Raw genomic sequence first — 23,461 nt, 5'->3', positions numbered from 1 at the left:
GTTTGTTTTTCTTGTTAATTAATTTATTGGAGTTCTCATGGCTTTAGAGCGCACACTTAGCATTATCAAACCAGACGCTGTTGCAAAAAACGTGATTGGTCAAATCTACACCCGTTTTGAAAACGCTGGCTTGAAAATTGTTGCGGCTAAAATGGCACAACTGTCACAAGCTGAAGCTGAAGGCTTCTACGCAGTACACAAAGAGCGTCCTTTCTTCAACGACCTGGTCAAGTTCATGATTTCAGGCCCAGTGATGATTCAAGCACTGGAAGGCGAAAACGCTGTATTGACACACCGCGACCTGATGGGTGCGACTAACCCAAAAGATGCAGCACCAGGCACTATCCGTGCTGACTTCGCTGAGAGCATTGATGCTAACGCTGTACACGGTTCCGATTCGCTGGAAAACGCAGCCATTGAAATCAAATATTTCTTCGGTTAATCAATTTACTTTCGTCAACACTGACGTTTTATTGATATCGAACTAGGAAATACACTTGGTTAACTTACTTAATTTTAACCAACCGCAACTCGCCGAGTACTTTGCAAGTCTCGGCGAGAAGCCTTTTCGCGCCAAGCAATTGATGCGCTGGATGCATCATTTCGGGGTACTTGAACTCGATCAGATGACCGACATTGCCAAAACCCTGCGCGAAAAACTGCGCCAGGAAACCGAATTCAAATTGCCTGACATTCAGCTTGAGCAAGTGTCTGATGATGGCACGCGCAAATGGCTGGTCGGCACCAACAACTTAAAAGACGGCACTAACAACAGTGTAGAAACCGTTTTTATCCCTGAAGATGACCGTGGCACGCTGTGTATCTCAAGCCAGGTAGGCTGTGCGCTTGAATGCACTTTTTGCAGCACCGGTCGTCAGGGCTTTAACCGCAACTTAAATGTATCTGAAATCATCGGCCAGTTATGGATTGCCAACCACGCCTTGCGACAGGCGCCTGGCTATGACTTACTGCCGCCCGGTGAGCGCATTATCTCCAATGTGGTGATGATGGGCATGGGTGAACCGCTCGCCAACTATGACAACGTCGTCACCGCCATGCAAATCATGCTCGACGACAGCGCTTATGGCTTGAGCCGCCGCCGCGTGACACTGTCAACCAGCGGTATGGTGCCAGCGATGGACCGCTTAAAAGAAGACTGCCCGGTGGCACTGGCCGTTTCGCTGCATGCCCCTAACGATGCCCTGCGCGACGAAATCGTGCCTATCAATAAAAAATATCCGATTAAAGACCTGATGGCTGCCTGTGAGCGCTATCTGGTCAAAGCGCCACGTGACTTTGTGACGTTTGAATATGTGATGCTGGACGGCGTGAATGACACGCTGGAGCATGCCAAGCAACTGATTAACATTGTGCGCAATGTGCCGTGCAAATTTAACCTGATTCCTTTTAACCCGTTCCCTAACAGCGGTTACGGCACCTCCAAACCAATGCAGGTGCGTGCATTTCGTGATATGTTAATGCAGGCTGGGTTTGTGGTCACCGTGCGTAAAACACGCGGTGATGATATTGATGCAGCCTGCGGTCAACTCGCGGGCAAAGTGTTGGACAAAACCAAACGGTCAGAAAAAACCATCGCGATTCACCCGGAACAGTAAGCCATGAAAACAACCTTATTCACGCCATCCGCGGTCATGCTTACCCTGGCCTCAGCGCTGTGGCTGTCAGGTTGTGCGCAAAATCCGTCTTCAAGCAGCAATAATTTGCCTTATGACCAGCAACCCATCGGCAGGGAAACCGGCGATGTTGAGTCTGCGCGCGTGCATACCGAATTAGGCGCTGAATATTTTCGCCTCAAGCGCTATGAGGTGGCATTAGAAGAATTTAGTACAGCCATTGAGCGCAGCCCTAATTATGCCCTTGCTTATAACGGGCTAGGCCTGGTGTATGCCTCGCTCGGTGATCAAGCCCGTGCTGAAGACGCGTTTAAACGCGCCATTCAATTGCAACCAGCCAACTCAGAGTCACATAATAACTATGGCCGTTTTTTGTGTGACCAGGGTAAATATGATGCGTCACAAAAAGAATTTATGCTGGCGGTAAAAAACCCGCTGTATAAAACACCGCAAGTGGCTCTTTACAATGCAGGTGTGTGCGCCCTGCGCGCGCAACAAAAAACCCAGGCTGAAAACTATTTTTTCCACGCCTTGCAAGTTGACCCGTTGGCGCATGCCAGCGCGTATCAATTGGCAAACCTGCAATTTTCTCGCGGCGAGGCAGCACTGGCATTGAATACCATACAAAATAGTGTGAACGTTGCCCCCACACCAGAGTCCTTATTTTTGGCAGTACGCGTTTGCCGGGCATTACAAATGCCCGATGATGCCAGTTACTACAGTGTTCAATTGCATAAATTGTTCCCAAATGCCAACGAAACCAAACAATTGCTGAAAATGGAGTAAATGCGCGTGACGTCAGACGACAAAACCAACGTCAACCCTGTACCGGCAGAGGCAGAAGACAAACCTAAACGTGGCCGCAAACGCAAGACCGAGGCTGACCAGGTGTCCGGCCAGGCTTATCAGGTGGCCATGGAAAGCCAGCAGGCGCAAGCCAGCGATGAGTTCACTCAGACCGCAGACGCTGCCGAATACACGGATGCGCCTGAGGAGTATGGTGCTGCCATGGCATTAGAAAGCGCCCCACAGCCAGCCAGCGCGACGCTGGCATATGGCTCAGGTTGCGGTAACGTGTTGAAGGCTGCGCGTGAAGCGCAAGGCCTGAGCATTCATGCGGTCTGCAGCCAGCTACGACTGGGCATCAAGCAAATTCAGGCCATTGAACAAGATGACTTTGACAAGCTGCCACAGCCAAGTATTGTGCGCGGATTTATCCGTAATTATGCCCGTTTACTCAACATTGACGTCGCCCCGATTCTTGAGGCCTACCAACGCATCGTGCCGAATAAAGCACCGCTGCCACTCAGCGTGCGTTCGAACGCCAGCCGCTCAGTGATAGACAAGCCGGTACGCGTATTCCGCCCGCAACGATTACTGACGTTTTTGATCTTTTTGATTCTGGCCGCGATCGCAGCCTACTTTTATATTAACCACATTAAGCCACAAGCGTTAAAAGACGCTGCCTTAGCATTAGAAGTGGAAGAGATTGCGGACACCACCGGGCAGGAAATTGCCATCCCGGTGCCTGAAGCTGCACCGCCAGCACCGGCACCAGTTGCTCCAGTGACTGAAAATGTGGATGCCAGTACCATGACATCCGCAGGCAATACTGCACCAGTGGCGGCAAGCAATGAGCCAACGGCAACCACGGCCATGCCTTTACCTGCAGACAACACGATTGTCAGCACGCCTACCCCGGCCACCACCCAAGCCGCAGAAAGCACAACACTTAAAGCGACTGAACCGCAAAAAGCCAGCTTGGTGTTTAAAGTCAACGAAGACTCATGGGTGCGTATTGAAGACATGCAGGGCAAAAAACTGTTTAGCGAAGTGATGCCTGCGGGCTCTGAGCGCCAGGTTACCACTGAAAAACCAGTCAATATTACTGTTGGGCATGCCAGTGGCACACAATTAACCATTGATAACCAGCCTTATGACTTAACCCAGGCCACCCGTGGCCGCGTGGCACGTATTCAACTAAAATAACCATGATAGCGCGTAGAAACAGTCTCCAGGTCATGGTCGGACACGTCGCAGTGGGCGGTGGCCTGCACGGCTCACTCGTCTCACCGGTGGTGGTACAAAGCATGACCAACACCGATACGGCCGATGCCGCGGGCACCATTGCCCAGGTCTACGAACTCTGGCAAGCCGGCTCAGAAGTGGTGCGCATCACCGTGAACAGCGCCGAAGCTGCGGCACAAGTTGCGACAATACGTAAAGGCCTGGACGCATTGGGCTGCAATGTCCCGCTGGTGGGCGACTTTCACTTTAACGGCCATAAACTGTTACAAGCTTATCCTGACTGCGCAGAGGCCCTGGCCAAATACCGCATCAACCCCGGTAACGTTGGCAAAGGCAGCAAGCGCGACGAACAGTTTGCCGCCATGATTGAAGCCGCCATCCACTATAAAAAAGCCGTGCGCATAGGTGTGAACTGGGGCAGCCTGGACCAGGCCAAAATGGCGCAAATGATGGACGATAATGGCAAGGCTGCTGACCCGCTCTCTGCCGATGCCTTGATGCGTGAAGCACTGATTCAGTCCGCCCTCGAAAGCGCCCAGCAAGCGGTCGATTTGGGCCTAAACCCTAATCAAATTATTATTTCGTGCAAAGTGAGCAATGTGCAAGACCTGGTGCTGGTTTACCAGGCGCTAGGCCAGCGTTGCGATTACCCTTTGCATTTAGGTCTGACTGAAGCAGGCATGGGCTCCAAAGGCATTGTCGCCTCAACCGCCGCGCTGGCAATTTTATTACAGCAAGGTATAGGCGACACCATACGCGTCTCACTCACGCCTGAGCCTGGCGAATCCCGCACCAAAGAGGTGGTGGTTGCGCAGGAAATTCTGCAAACCATGGGCATACGTTCGTTTACGCCTTTGGTCACAGCCTGCCCCGGTTGCGGCCGCACCACCAGCACCTACTTTCAAGAGCTGGCATTGCAAATTCAAACCTGGCTACGTAATCAGATGCCGGTTTGGCGTGCCGAATATCCAGGGGTAGAAACACTCAATGTGGCCGTGATGGGCTGCGTGGTAAATGGCCCCGGTGAGTCTAAACTGGCCAATATCGGCATCAGCCTGCCTGGCACGGGCGAAACCCCTGTCGCACCGGTATTTGTCGATGGTGAAAAAACCGTCACCCTCAAAGGTGACCATATTGCCGAAGAATTCCAACGCATTGTGGACGAGTATGTCCGCATGCATTACGCCGAAGGTGGCAAGCTGCGCGCGGCCAAATCCGGCGTGATTCCCATAGTCGCTATTTAGTATCCCATGACGCAAAAATTTCAATCAATTAAAGGCTTCTACGACATTCTGCCGGAAGCCACCCCTCTCTGGTTCAAGCTGGAAGATACTGCCCGCCGTATTTTGGGCCAATATGGTTATAACAATATCCGTATGCCACTGGTCGAACCGACAGAGCTGTTTGTACGCAGCGTTGGCGAACATACCGACATTGTCGAAAAAGAAATGTATGCCTGGGAAGACAAACTCAATGGCGACAAACTGACCCTGCGCCCGGAAGGCACAGCCGGGTGCGTGCGTGCCGTGGTCGAACATAACCTGACCTACAATGGGCCGCAACGCTTGTGGTATATGGGCCCGATGTTTCGCCATGAAAACGTACAAAAAGGCCGCCAGCGCCAGTTTCATCAAATTGGGGTTGAAGCCTTTGGCTTTGAAGGCCCTGACGTAGATGCCGAGCAAATTGTATTATTGGCGCGATTATGGCAAGCGCTTGGCATTGCAGACGTTGAATTACAGTTAAACAGTATTGGCGATGCCGACGAACGTGCACACTATCGCCAAACCCTGATTGCTTATTTTGAGCAACACACGGAGTTGTTGGATGAAGATGCCAAGCGGCGCCTGCACAGCAACCCTTTACGTATTTTGGATAGCAAAAACCCCCGCATGCAAGCCATGTGCGAAGCGGCGCCTAAGTTAATGGATTGCCTGGGCGAGGCCTCGAAACAGCATTTCGCACAACTCTGCGCCCTGCTCGACCAAGCTGGCATTGCTTATACCATTAATAACAGGTTGGTGCGCGGACTCGACTATTACAACCGTACCGTGTTTGAATGGGTCACCACCAAACTGGGCGCCCAGGGCACCATTGCCGGCGGTGGCCGCTACGATACCCTGGTAGAGCGCATCGGTGGTAACGCCACCCCTGCCTGCGGCTTTGGCATTGGCCTCGAGCGTGTATTCTTGCTGATGCAGGAATACGGTGTTACCGCGGCCAACCAGGCTGACATTTACCTGGTGAATGTTGGCGAGCTGGCAGAACAGAAAGCCTTTACCGTAGCTGAAAGCCTGCGTAGCATGGGCTTGAGTGTGGTGCTGCACGCGGGCGGTGGCAGCTTTAAATCACAAATGAAAAAAGCTGACCGTAGTGGCGCCAAGTTTGCCGCCATTTTGGGCGACGACGAAGCCAACGCCAATGAGCTCAGCCTGAAACCCATGCTGGGGCAAGGTGAGCAAGCACGTGTGAAACTTGATCAGGTGTTGAGCATCGTTCAAGCCAGTTAATCATTTGAAGCCACAGGAGGCCAGATGTCAGAGCAAAAACACTTTTTTAATGCCATGACGGCATTAGGCCTGCTCTTGGCAGTGGGCATGGCGTCAGCGGCCTTTATTTTGGGCGTGCAGGCAAAACATGCCGTCTCCAGCCAGCAATCCATTACTGTCAAAGGCCTGGCAGAAAAACCCATCAAAGCGGATCGAGCCCAATGGACGATTAACATTGGTGTGGTTGCCCCCACCCAGGCAGAAACCTTGCAAGCGATTGACCGTGAGCGCGCTGTTTTAGCCAATTTTCTTGACCTGCAAGGCCTGGACTCAAGCATGCGCACGGTCAATGTGCAAACACTGGGGCCACATTATGAAGAAGAATATATACACGACAGCCCACGCCAGGTACAACGCGGTTTTGAGGGCTATCAAAGCGTGCACATCAGCAGCACAGATCTCAAAAAAATTGCAGCAGCCAATCAGGCTATTTTGAGCTTGCGTGCAGATAACCACCCGGTCACCTCACAACCACCAGAGTTCCTGGTCAGCAATCTCGAAAACGTTAAAATGTCACTGATTGCAGACGCGACTAAAAATGCACGCACCCGGGCGACAGAGTTTGTGAAACAAGATGGCGTGAAGGTTGGCGTGATGAAATCGGCCAGCCAAGGTGCGTTTTACATTTTGCCAGCCACCGGCGGGGAAGATAGCGACAACAGCTATGGTGGCATTTATGACAAATCCACCGTTGATAAAATTGCGCGTGTAGTGGTCACTGTGGTCTACAACATCGAATGACAGAGATTCTGCGCATAGAGCAACTCAGCATTAGCCCTGCGCATGCGCCTGAGCGCAAGCTGGTTAAACAGGTATCGCTCACACTGGCGCGCGGCAAAACCACTTGCATCGTCGGTGAATCCGGCAGCGGCAAAAGCCTGACTGCGCTGAGTATTATGAAGCTGCTGTCGCCACAATTGCGCGTGCAAGGTCAGGTATTCTTTCAAGGGCAAGAGATCAGCCAGCATCATGAAACCGCCATGCAACACCTGCGTGGGCGGCAGATGGGCATGATTTTTCAGGAGCCCATGACCTCACTCAACCCGGTGTTAACCATTGGTTTTCAAATCGGCGAGCCATTGCAAACCCATTTAGGCCTTAAAGGGCTAGCCCTCAAACAAAAAGTAGCCGCATTATTAGAACAAGTAGGTATAGACCCTGCACGCGCTGGCAGTTACCCGGATGAGTTGTCTGGCGGCCAGCGCCAGCGGGTGATGATTGCCATGAGCATAGCCTGTGAGCCTGCGCTGCTGATTGCCGACGAACCCACCACCGCGCTCGATGTGACGGTACAAGCGCAAGTATTGCACCTGCTGGATGATTTAAAAAATCGCCTGCAAATGGCTATGCTATTTATCACGCACGATTTTGGCGTAGTGGCAGATATTGCAGATGAAGTCATCGTCATGTTCAGAGGTGAAATTGTCGAGTCGGGTAACGTGGCACAAGTACTGCAATCGCCGCAACACCCCTATACACGCGCCCTGCTCGCCTGTGTGCCAGACGCCGAAGGCAAAAAAGTGTTGCAACCCATGACCTATGACTGGCTAGCGCCAGCCTGATGGAGTCACCATGACTGATATGTTGCTACAAGCACGCCATCTAAACAAAACCTATCGCCAGCGCACCGGTACACTGGGGCTCAACACAAACACCATCCACGCGTTGGATGATGTCAGCCTGCAACTCAAACAAGGCACCACCCTGGCCGTGGTTGGCGAATCCGGTAGCGGTAAATCAACACTGGCACGCGGCCTATTGCGCTTGCTGCCGTTAGATAGCGGCGAAGTGATGTTTGACGGCCAGGACTTTCTCGCCTTGGATAAATCTGCATTACGGATCGCACGGCGCCATATTCAAATGGTGTTTCAAGATCCGTTTGCCTCGCTCAACCCAAGAATGCGGGTGGGCGAAATTATTGCAGAAGGTCTGGTCATTCACCGCATTGGCACTGCACAACAGCAACAGGCAATGGTGGTGCAGATGCTGGAAAAAGTCGGCCTACACGCCGACGATGCGTGCAAATACCCACATCAGTTTTCTGGTGGCCAGCGCCAGCGTATCGGCATCGCACGCGCGCTGATTCTGCAACCCAAACTACTGATTTGTGACGAGCCGGTGTCGGCCCTCGATGTGTCAGTGCAAGCGCAAATTTTGCTGCTGCTCAAACAGCTACAGCAAGAAATGGGGCTCAGTTATTTGTTTATTACCCATGATTTACGCGTGGTCAGGCACATTGCGGACGCCGTGCTGGTGATGCAAAAAGGCAAAGTAATTGAGCAAGGAAGCGTAGAAACCATTTATAATGCTCCCCAGCAAAAATATACACAACAGTTACTTAGCGCGATTCCCGGCCATGGGTTGCGGGCTATAACCGCTTAATCTCACCCTCATTCAATCAGAACACGCAGGAACAATTCAATGGCATACGATTTGGAAGAACAGGAACAACTGGACGAGTTTAGAGCCTGGTGGAACAAAAATGGAAAACTGGTTATTCGCCTGGTAATCGCCACCGCCGTAGCTTATGGTGGCTGGCAAGGTTATCAATCCTGGATGAACAGCAAAGCGACAGCGGCATCAACCGCCTACCAAACACTGGTGAGCACATCATTGCTGGATATCGACAGCAAAAAAGCCGAACAAATCGGCAAAGATGCACAAGCCATTGCAGCCGATTACAGCATGACGCCCTATGCCGGCCGCGCCGCTTTGTTTGCGGGCCGCGCACTGCATGAAGCGCAACAGTCTGACGCCGCAGAAAAACAACTGCGTTGGGCGTTAACTGACGCCAAAGAGCCTGCTATCAAACAAATGGCAGCGGTTGAAATCGCCGGTTTGCAAATTGAACGCAATGCGCTTGATGACGCTAAAAAAACCTTGACGGCGATTGATGACAAAGGCTTTGATGGCATTAAAAATGCCTTGCTTGGTGACATTTACATTGCAAACAAGCAAGAAAAAGAAGCCAAAGAAGCTTATAACAAAGCGCTGCAAGGCCTGGACCCTGAAGGCAAGTTGTTTTACCTGACCCAGCAAAAGCTGGACGCTTTAGGATAACCGCCAATGAGGTCTTTCTTGCCTGCCCTGCGCAACCAGCCGCAATCACTGAAACATGTCACGCTCGCCGCCTTGTTTTTACTCGGTAGCGGGCTTTCTGCATGCACAGCGTTCAATGACGTTAAAACCAACCTCAGTGAAAGCATTTTTGGCGCAGAGCCAGCCAATCCACCGGTAGAGCTCGAAGAAATCAAGTCCTCGTATGAAACACGCATTGTTTGGTCAACCGATGTTGGCACAGCAGGCCGCTTTACTTATACGCCGGTGCTGGCAGACAACCTGATTTATGCTGTGAATGCCGAAGGCAGTGTCAAGCAATTATCTGCCGAGACCGGCAAAACACTGTGGGAAACCGAGATTGGCGAGCCCATTAGCAGTGGCGCAGGCCTTGGCGGCGGCCTGGTGTTAGTCGGCACCAGTAAAGGGCATTTATTCGCCTTAAACCTTAACGGCAAAAAACTGTGGAGCGCGGTGCTCAGTAGTGAAGTACAAGGGCAACCACGCTATTACGATGGCACGGTGATTGTGCGCACCAGCGACCATCACATTTACGGCATTGACGCGGCTGACGGTCGTCGCAAGTGGTCGTACGAACGTGCCACGCCGTCACTCTCGCTCAAAACACAAGCCGGTATTGTGGTCGATAGTGGTGCAATATATGCCGGTTTCCCTGGTGGAAAACTGGTGGCCATTCGTGCCGACAATGGCAAAATGGTGTGGGAGGCAACGGTCGCCCAACCCAAAGGCGTGACCGAAATCGAACGTATTGCCGACATCACCAGCCTGCCATTTGTCGATGGCCCATTGGTGTATGTGGTTGCCTACCAGGGCAAAGTGGCTGCCGTTGACCGCCAGCGCGGACAAGTGGTGTGGAACCGTGATATTTCCAGCTATGTTGGCCTGACTGCAGACAATAATAAAATCTATTTAAGCCATACCGTCGGTTCAGTCTACTCACTAGACAGCACCAATGGTAAAACCTTCTGGCGCCAGGCTAACCTGGGTTACCGCCACCTGACTGTCCCGCTGCCTTTAAGCAATATGGTCGCTGTTGGCGACCTCGAAGGTTATATCCATTTACTTAGCCAGGATGATGGCAGCTTTGTTGGCCGACTACAGTTGGGTTCAAAACCCATCATGTCACTGATTGCAGGCAGCAATGCCAATCAGTTCATTGCGCAATCGCGTGATGGCCACCTTTACGCAGTCACATACAAATAATGCTACCTACCATCGTACTTGTTGGCCGACCCAATGTCGGCAAATCCACCCTCTTTAACCGCCTGACCAGATCACGCGATGCGCTGGTTGCCGATCTGCCAGGCTTAACCAGAGACCGCCATTACGGTCGCGGCATGGGTGCCAGCCAACCTTACCTGGTGATTGATACTGGCGGCTTTGAACCCACGGCAGATACTGGCATTCTGAAAGAAATGGCCAAGCAAACGCTGCTGGCGATTGACGAAGCCGATGTGATTATCTTTTTGGTCGATGCACGTGCTGGTTTGACACCACAAGAATTCACTATTGCGCAAACCTTGCGCAAGGCGCAGCGCCCTATTTTGCTGGCCGTCAACAAAACCGAAGGTATGCGCAAGGCCATCGTCAGCGCAGACTTTCATGAGTTGGGCATGGGCGAACCATTGTCCATTTCATCTGCCCATGGTGAGGGCGTACGCGACCTGATCGAACTGGCGCTGGAAACCATCGTTGAAAAAGAGCCCGAAGCGGCTGGTCCAAGCAATCATGACACGCCCAGAATTGCGATTGTGGGTCGCCCCAATGTCGGCAAGTCAACGCTGGTCAATGCCCTGCTGGGTGAAGACCGCGTGATTGCATTTGATGAACCGGGCACCACCCGCGACTCGATTGAAATCGCCCTCGAAAAAAATGGCAAGCAATACACCATTATTGATACCGCTGGCGTGCGCAAACGCGGCAAGGTATTCGAGGCCGTAGAAAAATTTTCTGTGATTAAAACCATGCAGGCGATTGAAGACGCCAACGTGGCTATTTTGGTGGTGGATGCCAAAGACGGCATTACTGAACAAGATGCGCATGTGGCGGCTTATATTGTTGATGCCGGGCGCGCACTGGTGGTTGCCATTAATAAATGGGACGGTCTGCAGGATGACGAACGCGAGTGGATTAAACGCGAAATTGACCGTAAATTACAGTTCCTAGACTTTGCCAAGTTTCACTATATTTCGGCCCTGCGTAAAAAAGGCCTGAATGAGCTGTTAGCTTCTGTAGACGTGGCGTTTAAAGCGGCCATGAGCGATCTGGCGACACCGCAACTGACGCGCGTACTGGGTGAAGCCACCACGCAACATCAACCACCGATTACGCGCGGCATTCGCCCTAAATTGCGCTATGCGCATCAGGGCGGCTCTAACCCGCCGATTGTGGTCATCCATGGTAATCACGTCGACGGAATCAAAGCAAGCTATACACGCTACTTGGAAGGCATTTTCCGTAAAGCCTTCCAATTGGTAGGTACGCCTTTGCGCGTACAGTATAACCAGGGCGAAAACCCGTTTGACAAAGAAGACGAGCGCAAAAAAGGCGAAGGCCTGGTAACGATGCGTCGCCGTAAAAACGAGATGCGCGCCAAGCTGAAACAGCGCAACGAGCAAAATAAAACCAAAAAATAGCCCTGCTAAAAAATAACCTTCTGAAGAGTAAGCCTAGTGTGATGAGCAGTCGTTTTACTCATTCATGCTCTAGATAACATTATCGCGTTTTTGGTAACTTAATCTCATATGTTTGCCAATGCGTATGCTCAGCGACCTTGTCATAACAGGCTCTTGCAGGCAGGTTATCTTTAGCCGTCATCCAGCGGATCACTGTCCAGTGATTTTCTTGCCCGATTTGCGCCACAGTAGCAATCAATTGCTGCGCAACGCCTTGCCCTCTTGCTTCTGGTAGCACAAATACATCATCTACATACGCCCCCAGGGCGGCAGCTAATGGCCGCACAAATAGTCGATAATGCAAAAAACCCAATAGGTGGTTATTTGCGCTCACCGCCACCAAGGCAGAGATGACCGGCGGCGATTGCTGTATCCATTGCCAGACTTGATCGCGCATGGCCTGCGTCTGCGTCACACCATAAAAGGCTGCATATGCCGCATATAGCTGACACCAGCACTCATAATCTTGTGGCTCGAGTGGCCTAATCTGAATAGATGTATCTTCGTGCATATGTTCAACTTAAAAATAGCGTTATAAAAATGTAGCCAATAAAAAAGGGGCCTGGCGGCCCCTTTTACATGCTTAGCTTAAGGTTATCGCAAGGTCGGCAACAGATTTTTAGCGCTCACGCCCAGCTCCTGCGCCATGCTGGCGCCCAGTTTCTTGGCAAAACGATCCACCACGGTTTCCTGATAAGTAAAATCAACAATCTCAGACTGTTTGATCACTTCACGTGCAACATATTCTGCACTACCCTGCGCATCTGCCAGGCCTAATTTGATACTTTCTTCGCCGTTCCAGAACAAGCCACTAAAGGTTTCTTCATTTTCTTTTAAACGGCTGCCACGGCCTTCACGCACCACGGTAATAAATTGCTGGTGAATCTGGTCGAGCATGCTTTGTGCAAATGCCTGCTGCTTTGGATTGACTGGTGAAAACGGATCCAGCATGCCTTTATTGGAGCCCGCTGTCATCAGGCGGCGCTCAACACCAACCTTTTTCATGACCTCGGTAAACCCGTAGCCATCCATCAACACACCGATGGAGCCAACGATACTGGCTTTATCGACAAAAATTTTGTCAGCAGCCACAGCAATATAGTAGCCACCAGACGCACAAATATCTTCCACCACGGCATAAACCGGAATCTCCGGGTGTAATTTACGTTGACGGTGAATTTCGTCGTTGATGATGCCTGCCTGCACCGGGCTGCCGCCTGGGCTGTTGATGCGCAAAATAATACCTTTGGTGCCCTTATTGTCATAAGCGTCATTCAGGCTGCTAATCACCGCATCTGCATTGACCTGGCCACCGGCTTCGATCACACCAGAGAGGTCAATGAGCGCTGTGTGCGCGGTCGATGCGTTTTTGTTTTGGCCAACCCAGCCCAAAAACGTCATCAGCAGGAAGAACAGATAAATGAAAGTCAGCGACTTAAACAAGACAGACCAACGTCTGGCTGTTTTCTGCTCCTGCAATCCAGCCAGAGCGATTTTTTCCACCGTACGCACGGCCCAGTCAGGCGAATTTGTCACAGGTTTCGAGTCAGGTGACTGCTGATTTTCTTCTTGCATAACTCAACTTTCGTCAATAAATTTTAGCTATTCTAACAATGTTTATCGGTTTGCTAGCGTTCTATTTTTAATCCAGAGGCAAGCCGCTAGAATTGATCCAGATGCACTTTAATCACACCCGCTTCTTCTGTCACCGGAATAGAAGACAAGCGCTTGCCCTGGCATGGCCCTACGACACAGTGCCCGGTATTTGGCGCATACATCGCACCATGTGTGGCGCAAATAATCCACTCTTGCGTCATATTAAAAAACTTGCCATGTTCCCAATCCAGCTCTACCGGCACATGGGCACAACGATTGACATAAGCATAGGGCTTGCCTTCAAAGCGAACCAAAAAACCAGTCGCATGCGGCCCTAGCACCGGCATGGCAAAACGCAGACCATCGCCCTTCTCTTGTAAATCGTCGCTATGAAACGTCAATGCGGTGTCGCTCATGCTTACTCCAGCAACCAGGCGCTTAATGTTGCCACATCATGAAACAGGTAATCTGGTGAATACTGCTGTAAATGGCTGGCTGTTTGCGAGCCATAAGCGACAGCAGCTGTGATGACGCCGGCATTTTTGCCCATTTGCATATCATATTGCGAGTCGCCTATCATCAGCGTGCGCTCAGGCATGACCACCAACTCGTCCATCAGCTCATCGAGCATTTGCGGATGCGGCTTTGAAAAGCACTCATCGACCGTTTTGGTTGCATTAAAGTAGTTGGACAAGCCTGAAAGTTGCAACGCGGCATTTAAGCCACGCCGCCCTTTGCCCGTCGCCACCGCTTGCTTACAGCCTTTTCGATCCAGCGTAGCAATGGTGTCTGCAATGCCAGCAAACAGCAAAATCTTGTTTTCACCTGCGTAGTAATGGCGCTGGTAATGGGTTGCCAGTGCTTGCGCCTGCAACTCCGGAATATCGCCATACAGCGCCTGAATCGACTCACGCAAGCCCAAGCCGATGATGCTACGCGCGCGCGCTTCACTGAGCGCAGGCAATCCAACCTCATCCGCCGCTTTAATCAAAGCCTGCGTAATCATGCCGGTCGAGTCGGCAATCGTGCCGTCCCAATCCCATACCACCAAATCAAACTGTTTCACTGACTTAACTTTCCTAAAAGTGTGCTTAAGCGACTATTTAACTGAGTTAAGTTGACGCTGTTGTTGCAAATAGTGCGCTAGTTCTGCAGGCAACGGCGCCACCAGATGCAGCGGTTCGCCAGTTAACGGGTGCGCAATGCGTGTTTCACTCGAATGCAAAAACATTCTCTTTAAGCCTTGCTTGCTCAACTGCTTGTTTAAGGCAAAGTCACCATATTTGTCATCGCCCAAAATAGGAAACCCCAAATAAGATAACTGCACACGCAATTGATGGGTGCGGCCAGTGATTAACTTGGCTTGCAAAAAGCTGCATGGCCCCAGCATCTCTTGCAAATAAAACCAGGTTTCAGAGGTTTGCGTCTCAACTTCAAACCGGCCTTTAGCCGCATGGCGCTTAGCTTCCACGCCACTCGCTTTGAGTGATTTTCTGCCACCGGGTTCATTATTCAGCAAAGGCGCATCAACCACCTGCACCCTGCGCTCGCCACTTTCAGTGACGTACTTTTGCAAATCAAGCGTGACCTTCTTTTTAGCGTCTTGCCACTGCCCCTGCACCAATATCAAATAACGTTTATCCATCTGATGATGGCGCATGGCTTCGTGTAATGCCGTCAAGGCCGAGCGTTTTTTTGCAATCATCAACACACCAGAAGTTTCACGGTCCAGCCTATGCACCAGCTCTAAAAACTTGGCCTGTGGTCGCTCAAGGCGCAATTGCTCAATCACGCCCAAACTAATGCCACTGCCACCATGCACCGCCATACCGGCCGGTTTATTCAGGGCGAGCATGGCATCATCTTCATAAATTACATGGTCGGCCAACCTGGCTTTAATGGCAGGGGCTACAGGTTTTGCTGCCGCTTCAGCCGTGCGGATAGGCGGCACCCTGACTTCATCCCCCAATTGCAAACGGTATTCGGCATCGACGCGTTTTTTGTTCACGCGCACCTCACCACTGCGCAAAATGCGATAAATATGACTCTTGGGCACACCTTTGAGCACTTTTGCCAGAAAGTTATCTACGCGCTGCGTTTCCGAGGCTTCATCCACCTGTAAATAAGTGACGCGATCACTGGCTGGCCGCGCCTCTGGCACATGTGTAGAGGCCGTTGGCGCAGGCGAAGATGACAAGGGACTAAAGGGTGAGGTCATAGTTGCAGGTCGTGCTTTGCTTTATCAGGACTTATAGATATACTGTCGAGATTCTGAATCAAGGTCTTTCAGGCGATAGCGACAACATCGTGATACTAAATTTCGTGATGATCGGCTATATTCAGCGCTGATACACAAGGCCTTATTTTCTGAACCAGTCCTACTTATGTTGGGCCAGAAAATGCATTCGGAATCAAAAAAATTTTGGTGAATACCGCTCGCCATCAAGTAGCGATAATTAATTAGAAATGATTTAACGCGAAGCTCACGCAGAATAAACAAAGAAATGAGCTCGGCGTTTGCCAAACCCGAATTTTAACGAAATTACCCTCTGTTTAGGGTTTTATTTTTGCAGTCAATCGCGATGGATAAGACAGGTGACAACCTACCTGCCACGCAGCCACTGCGCCCTTGCAGAAATCGAGTATCCAGCAGGCAGTGATCAACTGCGCTTTGACACTCAACCATGTGCACATTGATGCCTGCCATGCAACGCTGACATCCAGCCGTTAGCATCGCAAAAGCCATTGCACATACCCCCTTCGTTAAGTTCTGGTGGTTAATTTACAACCACGGCCCGCCCTGCGCTCATGTCTATTCTGTGGCTTCGATTAGGAGCCTTACATGAAAAGAATGTTGTTTAACGCAACGCAATCAGAAGAATTGCGCGTTGCGATTGTTGATGGACAAAAACTCATCGACCTCGATATTGAACACGCTGGTAAAGAACAGCGTAAAAGTAATATCTATAAAGGCGTGATTACACGCATTGAACCCTCTCTTGAAGCTGCGTTTGTCGACTACGGTACTGACAGACACGGCTTTTTGCCTTTCAAGGAAATCGCCCGCAGCTACTTTCAGGACAAACCAGACCAAGGTCGCGCCCGCATTCAGGACGTAATTAAAGAAGGTCAGGAAGTCATTGTTCAGGTAGACAAAGATGAGCGCGGCAGCAAAGGCGCTGCACTCACCACCTTTATCTCACTGGCTGGCCGTTACCTGGTGCTGATGCCAAACAACCCGCGAGGCGGTGGTGTTTCACGCCGCGTTGAAGGTGAAGAGCGTAACGAACTGCGTGACACCATGGCTCAACTGGACGTACCAAACGGCATGAGCATTATTGCGCGTACTGCCGGTATTGGCCGTAATGCAGAAGAGCTGCAATGGGACCTGAACTACCTGGCACAGCTGTGGCAAGCGGTTGAAGATGCCTCTAATTTCCAGCCTGGTGCTTACCTGATTTATCAGGAAAGCAGCCTGGTGATTCGCGCGATTCGTGACTACTTTAGTGCCGACATTGGCGAGATTCTGATCGACACTGCAGATGTGCACGAACAAGCGTTGCAGTTTATGAATCACGTGATGCCGGGCAATGTGACCCGCGTCAAACTGTATCAAGACGAAATCCCACTGTTCTCCCGCTTCCAGATCGAGCATCAGATCGAATCCGCCTTTGCACGTGAAGTACGCTTGCCTTCGGGCGGCGCCATCGTGATTGACCATACCGAAGCCCTGGTGTCTATCGACGTCAACTCCGGCCGCTCAATTAAAGGCGCGGATATTGAACAAACCGCATTTAATACCAACCTGGAAGCCGCTGAAGAAGTCGCCCGCCAGATGCGCCTGCGCGACCTCGGCGGCCTGGTGGTGATTGACTTTATCGACATGGAAAACCAGCGCAACCAGCGTGAAGTAGAGAACGCGTTGCGTGACGCTTTGCACCACGACCGTGCACGTGTACAAATGGGCAAAATCTCCCGCTTTGGCCTGCTCGAAATGTCTCGCCAGCGCTTGCGCCCAAGTCTGGGTGAAACCAACCATATGACCTGCCCTCGCTGTAACGGCACTGGTCATATCCGTGGCATTGAATCGACAGCTTTGCATATTCTGCGCATTACGCAAGAAGAAGCGATGAAAGACAACAGTGCCATTATTCAGGTGCAGTTGCCAGTGGAGGCCGCGACCTTCTTGCTGAATGAAAAGCGTGCTGATATTCATAAGATTGAGCAGCGCACCGGCGTAGAGGTCGTACTGATTCCAAACGTGCATTTGGAAACGCCTAATTACAACATCCTGCGCATTCGCCTTGATGATGTGAACGAAGACACCATGCAGGCGAGCTACAAAATGGTAGACCTGCCTAGCGAATCTGATTACCAGCACAGCTTGCAACAAGCGGCTGCGCCTGCCAAAGCTGAAGCCGTTGTTAAAGGCATTACAGCAGCGACGGCCGCCCCTATCGTAGAAGAAAAACCAGCCGCTGCACCAGTGGCTGAGTCTAAAAAGTCTTTCTTTGGTGTGATTAAATCGTGGTTGGGCTTAGAAGAAAAAGAAGTCGCACCAACGATTGAAAAACCAGCGCGCGAAGCGAAAGACTCTGGCCGTGACCGCAATAAGAACCGCAATCGCCGTGACCGTCAGCGTCAACAGGAGCGTGGTGATCGTCCAGCGAACGAACGTCAAGAACGCCAACCTAAAGAGCAACAAGACAACGCGTCTCACAAGCCGCGCCAGGAACGTCAGCCACAAGAAAAACCTGCGCAAAAAGAAAGACAAGAACGTCAACAGCCGCAAGAAGCAAAAGTAGATGCCAATCAACCGGCACTGACCTCACAAACCGGCGACAACAAGCAAGAGCGTGGTGAGCGCGGTAACCGCCGCAATCGCCATGGCCGCCGTGATCGCCGTCAACGTGAAGATGCGCCAAACCAGGTTAATAGCGAATCTGAAGCTAACGTGAGTGCAACGATTGACGCGGCTACACCAGTCAATCCAGCACCTGTTGTGATCACTGAAGCGGCCGCTGCACCAGCAATTAAAGCTGAAGCGGCGCCAAAAGTGGTAGCCGATCCTGTCTCAGCTGCCCCACAGCCTGCATCAGAAGTGGCCAAGCTGAATACTGACACAGTGAATGCAAGCACCACGACCAGCAGCAGCAACGATGAACCAGTGGCTGAAAAAGCGCCACGCAGTCGTTCACGTGGCGGTAAAGCACGTGGCAAACGCGCGGCTGAAGGCAGTGATGCACCAGCCATGGAACTGGTTGAAACCGCAGCCGCCCCAGTAGCTAATACTGAAGCAGTCGCAAGTGAAGCCACGCAGAAAAAACCTGCACGCAAACGTAAATCCACCGCAAAGGCCGCTGAAGGCGCTGCCGATGCAGGCATTCAATTGGTAGAAACCAAGCCAGAACCAGTGGCTGCGCCTGCAGAAACAGCAGCCAAAGCGAAAAAACCACGCAATGCTGCCAAGTGGAAAAAAGACGAAGTAGCCGCTGCAGAACCAAGCCTGGTGATGGTTGAAACGCAGAAATAATCAGCGCTCACCACTTAGCAGCAATAAAAAAGAGGGCCTGATGGCCCTCTTTTTTTACACGCATCAATTAGTTATGCCGCCTGCCAGCGCATCACACACCAATAGCCAACTATTGTCAGCAAGACAGACACCACCACATGCGTAAACACATGCAAGCCGGCCCAGACATAGGCTTGCTTTTGCAGTAACACAAACGCTTGTGCCGAAAATGTAGAAAAAGTAGTCAGACCGCCCAAAAAGCCCATGGCAATAAATAGTCGCCACTCATGCGACAGTTGCGGCATCGTCTGGAACAACGCCAACGCAACCCCCATCAGAAAGCCGCCGATGGCATTAGCCATTAACGTGCCTAATGGAATCATGCCTATGGAATTTAACCAGATTGAGAGCCCCCAGCGCGCCCAGGCACCTAATGCTGAACCCAAACCAACCATGAGCCAAGATTTCATTCCAATCTCCTTCTAAAACAGTAGCAGGCAATGTATCATAAGTTTCAAAACATTCAGTTCCCACCGCCTGTTGATTTAAAGAGATTCCCTTGCGTTTACTATTTGTTACCTCAGAAATTTTCCCACTCATCAAAACAGGAGGCTTAGCAGACGTTAGTGGTGCATTACCCGCAGCACTTTGCAACGCCGGGCTGGATATTCAGGTGCTGCTGCCAGCCTATCGCGGCATACTGGCACAGTGTGACTCGCCGCGTTTACTAGGCTCGCTACAGGCTTTTCACGACTTACGCTGCGACCTTTACCAGACCACTCTGCCTGGCACTGTAATTCCGCTCCTGCTGATTGATTGCCCGGCGCTCTATGACCGTGATGGTGGCCCTTACCATCACCCCTTGCATGGTGAATGGCAAGATAACCCGCTGCGCTTTGGTTTACTGTCAAAAGTCGCGGCCATGTTGTCAGTGCCAAATAGCTTGCAGCATTGGCAACCTGAACTGGTGCACTGCAATGACTGGCAAAGTGGACTCACGCCCTACTATCTGCGGCAATTGTCTAGCCCGGCAAAGTCGGTCTTCAGTATTCATAACCTGGCGTTTCAAGGTAACTTTCATGCGGACTGGCGCCATCAGCTAATGCTAAGCGAGCAGGACTTTCAGCCAGCAGGCTATGAATTTTATGGCCATCTGTCGTTTATGAAAGCCGGGCTTTATTATGCTGATGCGCTGTCAACAGTGAGCCCTACTTACGCCAAGGAAATCCAGACTGAGCAGTTTGGCTTTGGCTTTCAGGGCTTGTTACAGCATAGAGCCCATGATTTAACCGGCATATTAAATGGTATAGATACACAAGTGTGGGACCCGGCCACCGATCCTTATTTGCCAGTGCATTACAGCGCCCACAGCTTGGCCAATAAACCACTGGTTAAACAGGCGCTACAAGCAGAACTTCACTTGCAGCAACAAGCCACCAGCCCCTTGCTGGGTGTCGTGAGCAGGCTTACGCATCAAAAAGGTCTGGATATGCTGGTCGACATCGCACATGAGGTGTTGGCGAGCGGCTGCCAGCTGGCCGTGCTCGGCAGCGGCGAGCCCGCACTAGAGCAACAGTATCTGGCACTGATGCGGCAGTATCCTGGGCAGGTCGCTGTCACTATCGGCTATAACGAACCACTGTCACATCGCATCATGGCCGGCACCGATATTTTTGTGATGCCTTCGCGCTTTGAGCCCTGTGGCTTGAACCAGATGTATGGTTTGCGTTACGGCACGATTCCACTGGTGGCCAACACTGGCGGCCTGGCAGACTCGGTACAAGGCGGGGTTGTCGCGGCGGACGGAACACTGGCTGAGACCATGACAGGATTGGTAATGCCAGAAAATAATCCATCGACACTTTTGGTCACATTAAAGCAAGCCATGCTCATTTATGCCAATTCTGGTCAGTGGCAACAACTGCAAAAACAGGCCATGCAACAGGATGTCAGCTGGGAAACCAGCGCAGAACATTATTTTCAGCTCTACCAAAACTTGATAGATATTTAAAAAACAATTACTTACAGAATTTGACGAAAAAAGTGAAGCGAAGTTGGCACAGAAGGTGCTTATTACTAATCAAGCTTCTCCAAAGCTAACTTCTCCTCCCTCAAGACGCCAAATAGGCGTCTTTTTTTTGCGTTGATTTTTTGAACGCTTATTCTGCTTTAGCAGGTGGCGTCATATTCAAAAAGTGTTCGCGATAATACTTGAGTTCATCAATCGACTCATAAATATCCGCCAATGCTTCATGACGGCTGGCCTTTTTAAAGCCCGCATAAATATCCGGTCGCCAGCGGCGTGACAACTCTTTAAACACACTCACGTCCAGATTGCGGTAATGAAAAAACGCTTCCAGGCGTGGCATATAGCGCGCCATAAAACGTCTGTCCTGACAGATAGAATTACCACACATCGGCGATTTACCCGCTGGCACATGCTCTTTTAAAAACGCCAGCATAGCATCGGTTGCAGCGTCTTCGTCCAGCGTGGAAGCCTTTACTTTGTCGATCAAGCCGCTGCGGCCATGCGTGCCTTTATTCCAGGCGTCCATGCCATCCAATACCGCATCCGATTGATGCACCACCAATACCGGTGACTCTGCAATCACATTCAATTGCGCATCGGTGACGACGGCAGCCAGCTCGAGAATACGGTCTGTGTCAGGCAGCAAACCACTCATTTCCATATCCAGCCAGATTAAATTGTCCTGATTACTTGCCAATTGTGTGCCTCTCGTCATGATTTCCATTAAAATGAAACATTATATTCAGTTCAGTGAACAAGGTGGAGTTAAATCCATCAAAATAGCTAACTGTCACCACTTACAAGCCACCCATTGCTATGTCTGCACTCTTTACTCAAATTTTTGTCGCTGTGATTGTCATTAGCCTCGCGATTCGTGTCTGGCTGGGTTTACGCCATATCCGTCATATTCAGCAACACCGCCAGCACGTGCCTGCAGCATTTGATCAAACCATCAGCCTCGATGCGCATCAGCGTGCGGCTGACTACACCACCGCCAAGGTCAAACTGCGCTTGAGCGAGACCGTGATGGAAGCCGTTATTCTACTGGCGCTGACATTGGGCGGCGTCTTGCAAGTGCTAGACCAAGCCTGGCAACAATGGCTGCCAGCGCACGACATTATTCGTGGCGCACTGGTCATTTGCTCCGCCATGTTAATTTCAGGCGTAGCCACCCTGCCATTTGATTACATCCAGACCTTTAATGTCGACGAAAAATTCGGCTTTAATAAAATGTCACGTGGCATGTTTTTTGGTGACCTGGTGAAACATACGTTTGTTGGCTTGCTGCTCGGTGGTCCAATCCTGTTCATCGCACTGTGGCTGATGCAAAGCGCTGGCGACTGGTGGTGGCTCTACCTGTGGCTCATCTGGAGTGCATTTAACCTGTTTATGCTAGCGGTTTACCCAATCTGGATTGCACCACTCTTTAACAAATTTACGCCGATGCAAGACCAAATGCTAAAAGCGCGCATTGAAGCCTTGTTGCAAAAATGTGGCTTTGCCAGTCAAGGCTTGTTTGTCATGGATGGCTCGACACGTTCCGGCCATGGCAACGCTTATTTCACCGGCTTTGGCAAAAATAAACGCGTGGTGTTTTTTGACACCCTGCTAGAAAAATTAAGTGCAGACGAAATTGAAGCGGTGCTGGCACATGAATTGGGACATTTCAAACATCAACACGTAATCAAACGCATTGTCATGATGTTTGGCTTAAGCCTGCTTGGCCTGGCGTTATTGGGTTACTTAATCAAACAAGAGTGGTTTTTTACTGGATTAGGCATTGCAGAAGTGAGCAACCATATGGCCTTGCTGCTGTTTGTGCTGGTTTCACCGGTGTTCATGTTTATTTTGCGCCCACTGCTCGCCGCTTACTCACGCACCAACGAGTTTGAAGCAGATCACTACGCGGCACAACAATCCAGACCACAGTTTTTAATTGATGCCTTGGTCAAACTCTATCGCGACAATGCCTCGACGCTGACGCCTGACCCGCTGCACTCAGCATTTTACGACTCGCACCCGCCTGCCAGCCTGCGCATCGCCAAACTGCAAACCTACGCATGAAATCTTCCCTGCTGATCAGCCTGGTTCTGGCACTTGCAAGCATCACCGCAAGTGCAAATGACGCCTCGCTGCAAGCAGGGCAAAAACTAGTTAATACGCATTGCATCCATTGCCACGCCAGCAGCTATGGCGGCAATGGCAGTGGCATTTACACCCGCGATTACCGCAAGGTGCGTTCACTCAATGGCTTAAAAGCCCAAGTCACTAACTGCAATACCATGCTCAATCTGAAATGGTTTGATGATGAAGAGCAGCAAGTGGTACAGTATTTAAATCACACCTACTATCATTTCTAG

At 51.0% G+C, this 23,461-nt stretch carries 23 protein-coding genes; 16 read left to right on the top strand and 7 right to left on the bottom strand.

Translation table 11 applies throughout. The annotated features are described in order from the left end of the window. Positions 1-37 precede the first annotated feature (37 nt). From ndk to der, 12 genes are read left to right on the top strand one after another with little or no spacing between them, the layout of a single operon-like run. Positions 38-442 carry a nucleoside-diphosphate kinase gene (gene ndk / locus METH5_RS0112240; protein ID WP_029148787.1) on the top strand — a complete coding sequence of 135 codons (405 nt, stop codon included), beginning with the start codon at positions 38-40 and terminating at the stop codon, positions 440-442. A 55-nt stretch (positions 443-497) separates the two neighbouring features. Then, positions 498-1,616 (top strand): 23S rRNA (adenine(2503)-C(2))-methyltransferase RlmN, encoded by a 1,119-nt coding sequence (rlmN, locus tag METH5_RS0112235; protein WP_029148786.1) that lies wholly within the window; start codon positions 498-500, stop codon positions 1,614-1,616. Positions 1,617-1,619: 3 nt separating this feature from the next. Continuing rightward, entirely contained in the window at positions 1,620-2,420 is an 801-nt protein-coding gene (pilW, locus tag METH5_RS0112230) for a type IV pilus biogenesis/stability protein PilW (RefSeq protein WP_029148785.1), read from the top strand. Next, positions 2,421-3,623, top strand: coding sequence for a RodZ domain-containing protein (locus METH5_RS0112225; protein ID WP_029148784.1), 1,203 nt, complete (start codon positions 2,421-2,423; stop codon positions 3,621-3,623). It begins immediately after the preceding gene. A 2-nt stretch (positions 3,624-3,625) separates the two neighbouring features. Then, the gene (gene ispG, locus METH5_RS0112220) at positions 3,626-4,906 is read left to right on the top strand and encodes a flavodoxin-dependent (E)-4-hydroxy-3-methylbut-2-enyl-diphosphate synthase (RefSeq protein ID WP_029148783.1); all 1,281 of its coding nucleotides are present in this window, start codon (positions 3,626-3,628) and stop codon (positions 4,904-4,906) included. A gap of 6 nt (positions 4,907-4,912) precedes the next feature. Further along, positions 4,913-6,172: a histidine--tRNA ligase gene (gene hisS / locus METH5_RS0112215; RefSeq protein ID WP_029148782.1), complete on the top strand. Its 1,260-nt coding sequence runs from the start codon at positions 4,913-4,915 to the stop codon at positions 6,170-6,172. A gap of 24 nt (positions 6,173-6,196) precedes the next feature. Continuing rightward, on the top strand, positions 6,197-6,952 hold the full coding sequence (locus METH5_RS0112210) for an SIMPL domain-containing protein (protein ID WP_029148781.1): 756 nt from the start codon (positions 6,197-6,199) through the stop codon (positions 6,950-6,952). Next, positions 6,949-7,773, top strand: coding sequence for an ABC transporter ATP-binding protein (locus METH5_RS15535; protein ID WP_081726742.1), 825 nt, complete (start codon positions 6,949-6,951; stop codon positions 7,771-7,773). Before METH5_RS0112210 ends, METH5_RS15535 begins: the two co-directional genes overlap by 4 nt. A gap of 10 nt (positions 7,774-7,783) precedes the next feature. After that, complete coding sequence (locus METH5_RS15530; protein WP_081726741.1) at positions 7,784-8,593, top strand: ATP-binding cassette domain-containing protein; 810 nt, start codon at positions 7,784-7,786, stop codon at positions 8,591-8,593. A 39-nt stretch (positions 8,594-8,632) separates the two neighbouring features. Then, positions 8,633-9,271, top strand: coding sequence for a tetratricopeptide repeat protein (locus tag METH5_RS0112195; RefSeq protein WP_029148780.1), 639 nt, complete (start codon positions 8,633-8,635; stop codon positions 9,269-9,271). Between the two features lie 6 nt (positions 9,272-9,277). Next, positions 9,278-10,492: an outer membrane protein assembly factor BamB gene (gene bamB, locus METH5_RS0112190; RefSeq protein WP_036307889.1), complete on the top strand. Its 1,215-nt coding sequence runs from the start codon at positions 9,278-9,280 to the stop codon at positions 10,490-10,492. After that, entirely contained in the window at positions 10,492-11,925 is a 1,434-nt protein-coding gene (gene der, locus METH5_RS0112185) for a ribosome biogenesis GTPase Der (RefSeq protein WP_029148778.1), read from the top strand. Before bamB ends, der begins: the two co-directional genes overlap by 1 nt. Positions 11,926-12,004: 79 nt before the next feature. Here der and METH5_RS0112180 read toward each other — a convergent pair whose 3' ends face one another. From METH5_RS0112180 to METH5_RS0112160, 5 genes are all read right to left on the bottom strand, one after another. Further along, a complete protein-coding gene (locus METH5_RS0112180; protein WP_029148777.1) occupies positions 12,005-12,475 on the bottom strand; it encodes a GNAT family N-acetyltransferase in 471 nt (156 codons plus the stop codon). 83 nt (positions 12,476-12,558) lie between these two features. Beyond that, complete coding sequence (locus tag METH5_RS0112175) at positions 12,559-13,539, bottom strand: S49 family peptidase (RefSeq protein WP_029148776.1); 981 nt, start codon at positions 13,537-13,539, stop codon at positions 12,559-12,561. 86 nt (positions 13,540-13,625) lie between these two features. Next, a complete protein-coding gene (locus METH5_RS0112170) occupies positions 13,626-13,976 on the bottom strand; it encodes a Rieske 2Fe-2S domain-containing protein (RefSeq protein ID WP_029148775.1) in 351 nt (116 codons plus the stop codon). A 2-nt stretch (positions 13,977-13,978) separates the two neighbouring features. Next, complete coding sequence (locus METH5_RS0112165; RefSeq protein WP_029148774.1) at positions 13,979-14,626, bottom strand: HAD family hydrolase; 648 nt, start codon at positions 14,624-14,626, stop codon at positions 13,979-13,981. A 33-nt stretch (positions 14,627-14,659) separates the two neighbouring features. After that, on the bottom strand, positions 14,660-15,778 hold the full coding sequence (locus METH5_RS0112160; protein WP_029148773.1) for a pseudouridine synthase: 1,119 nt from the start codon (positions 15,776-15,778) through the stop codon (positions 14,660-14,662). Between the two features lie 624 nt (positions 15,779-16,402). Between METH5_RS0112160 and METH5_RS0112155 the strand changes: the two genes are divergently transcribed. Next, positions 16,403-19,093 (top strand): Rne/Rng family ribonuclease, encoded by a 2,691-nt coding sequence (locus METH5_RS0112155; RefSeq protein WP_029148772.1) that lies wholly within the window; start codon positions 16,403-16,405, stop codon positions 19,091-19,093. A 71-nt stretch (positions 19,094-19,164) separates the two neighbouring features. Here METH5_RS0112155 and crcB read toward each other — a convergent pair whose 3' ends face one another. Beyond that, the gene (gene crcB / locus METH5_RS0112150; RefSeq protein WP_036307885.1) at positions 19,165-19,542 is read right to left on the bottom strand and encodes a fluoride efflux transporter CrcB; all 378 of its coding nucleotides are present in this window, start codon (positions 19,540-19,542) and stop codon (positions 19,165-19,167) included. 89 nt (positions 19,543-19,631) lie between these two features. On the opposite strand from crcB, the gene glgA reads away from it, so the two are divergent. Continuing rightward, positions 19,632-21,083 carry a glycogen synthase GlgA gene (gene glgA, locus METH5_RS0112145; RefSeq protein WP_029148770.1) on the top strand — a complete coding sequence of 484 codons (1,452 nt, stop codon included), beginning with the start codon at positions 19,632-19,634 and terminating at the stop codon, positions 21,081-21,083. A 148-nt stretch (positions 21,084-21,231) separates the two neighbouring features. On the opposite strand, the gene orn is transcribed toward glgA, so the two are convergent. Continuing rightward, entirely contained in the window at positions 21,232-21,816 is a 585-nt protein-coding gene (orn, locus tag METH5_RS0112140; protein ID WP_029148769.1) for an oligoribonuclease, read from the bottom strand. 101 nt (positions 21,817-21,917) lie between these two features. On the opposite strand from orn, the gene METH5_RS0112135 reads away from it, so the two are divergent. Then, on the top strand, positions 21,918-23,165 hold the full coding sequence (locus METH5_RS0112135) for a M48 family metallopeptidase (protein ID WP_029148768.1): 1,248 nt from the start codon (positions 21,918-21,920) through the stop codon (positions 23,163-23,165). Next, positions 23,162-23,461, top strand: coding sequence for a cytochrome c (locus tag METH5_RS0112130; RefSeq protein WP_029148767.1), 300 nt, complete (start codon positions 23,162-23,164; stop codon positions 23,459-23,461). Before METH5_RS0112135 ends, METH5_RS0112130 begins: the two co-directional genes overlap by 4 nt.

The sequence above is a fragment of the Methylophilus sp. 5 genome (assembly GCF_000515275.1).
In the GTDB taxonomy this organism is placed as follows: Bacteria; Pseudomonadota; Gammaproteobacteria; order Burkholderiales; family Methylophilaceae; genus Methylophilus.
This window is presented reverse-complemented; position numbering and strand designations above follow the sequence as displayed.

Bases quoted from the DNA above. Each gene is read 5' to 3' on its own strand.
- ndk (WP_029148787.1), top strand. From the start codon at position 38: ATGGCTTTAGAGCGCACACTTAGCATTATCAAACCAGACGCTGTTGCA.
- pilW (WP_029148785.1), top strand. From the start codon at position 1,620: ATGAAAACAACCTTATTCACGCCATCCGCGGTCATGCTTACCCTGGCC.
- METH5_RS0112225 (WP_029148784.1), top strand. From the start codon at position 2,421: ATGCGCGTGACGTCAGACGACAAAACCAACGTCAACCCTGTACCGGCA.
- ispG (WP_029148783.1), top strand. From the start codon at position 3,626: ATGATAGCGCGTAGAAACAGTCTCCAGGTCATGGTCGGACACGTCGCA.
- hisS (WP_029148782.1), top strand. From the start codon at position 4,913: ATGACGCAAAAATTTCAATCAATTAAAGGCTTCTACGACATTCTGCCG.
- METH5_RS0112210 (WP_029148781.1), top strand. From the start codon at position 6,197: ATGTCAGAGCAAAAACACTTTTTTAATGCCATGACGGCATTAGGCCTG.
- METH5_RS15535 (WP_081726742.1), top strand. From the start codon at position 6,949: ATGACAGAGATTCTGCGCATAGAGCAACTCAGCATTAGCCCTGCGCAT.
- METH5_RS15530 (WP_081726741.1), top strand. From the start codon at position 7,784: ATGACTGATATGTTGCTACAAGCACGCCATCTAAACAAAACCTATCGC.
- METH5_RS0112195 (WP_029148780.1), top strand. From the start codon at position 8,633: ATGGCATACGATTTGGAAGAACAGGAACAACTGGACGAGTTTAGAGCC.
- bamB (WP_036307889.1), top strand. From the start codon at position 9,278: ATGAGGTCTTTCTTGCCTGCCCTGCGCAACCAGCCGCAATCACTGAAA.
- der (WP_029148778.1), top strand. From the start codon at position 10,492: ATGCTACCTACCATCGTACTTGTTGGCCGACCCAATGTCGGCAAATCC.
- METH5_RS0112180 (WP_029148777.1), bottom strand. From the start codon at position 12,475: ATGCACGAAGATACATCTATTCAGATTAGGCCACTCGAGCCACAAGAT.
- METH5_RS0112175 (WP_029148776.1), bottom strand. From the start codon at position 13,539: ATGCAAGAAGAAAATCAGCAGTCACCTGACTCGAAACCTGTGACAAAT.
- METH5_RS0112170 (WP_029148775.1), bottom strand. From the start codon at position 13,976: ATGAGCGACACCGCATTGACGTTTCATAGCGACGATTTACAAGAGAAG.
- METH5_RS0112160 (WP_029148773.1), bottom strand. From the start codon at position 15,778: ATGACCTCACCCTTTAGTCCCTTGTCATCTTCGCCTGCGCCAACGGCC.
- METH5_RS0112155 (WP_029148772.1), top strand. From the start codon at position 16,403: ATGAAAAGAATGTTGTTTAACGCAACGCAATCAGAAGAATTGCGCGTT.
- crcB (WP_036307885.1), bottom strand. From the start codon at position 19,542: ATGAAATCTTGGCTCATGGTTGGTTTGGGTTCAGCATTAGGTGCCTGG.
- orn (WP_029148769.1), bottom strand. From the start codon at position 21,816: ATGACGAGAGGCACACAATTGGCAAGTAATCAGGACAATTTAATCTGG.
- METH5_RS0112135 (WP_029148768.1), top strand. From the start codon at position 21,918: ATGTCTGCACTCTTTACTCAAATTTTTGTCGCTGTGATTGTCATTAGC.
- METH5_RS0112130 (WP_029148767.1), top strand. From the start codon at position 23,162: ATGAAATCTTCCCTGCTGATCAGCCTGGTTCTGGCACTTGCAAGCATC.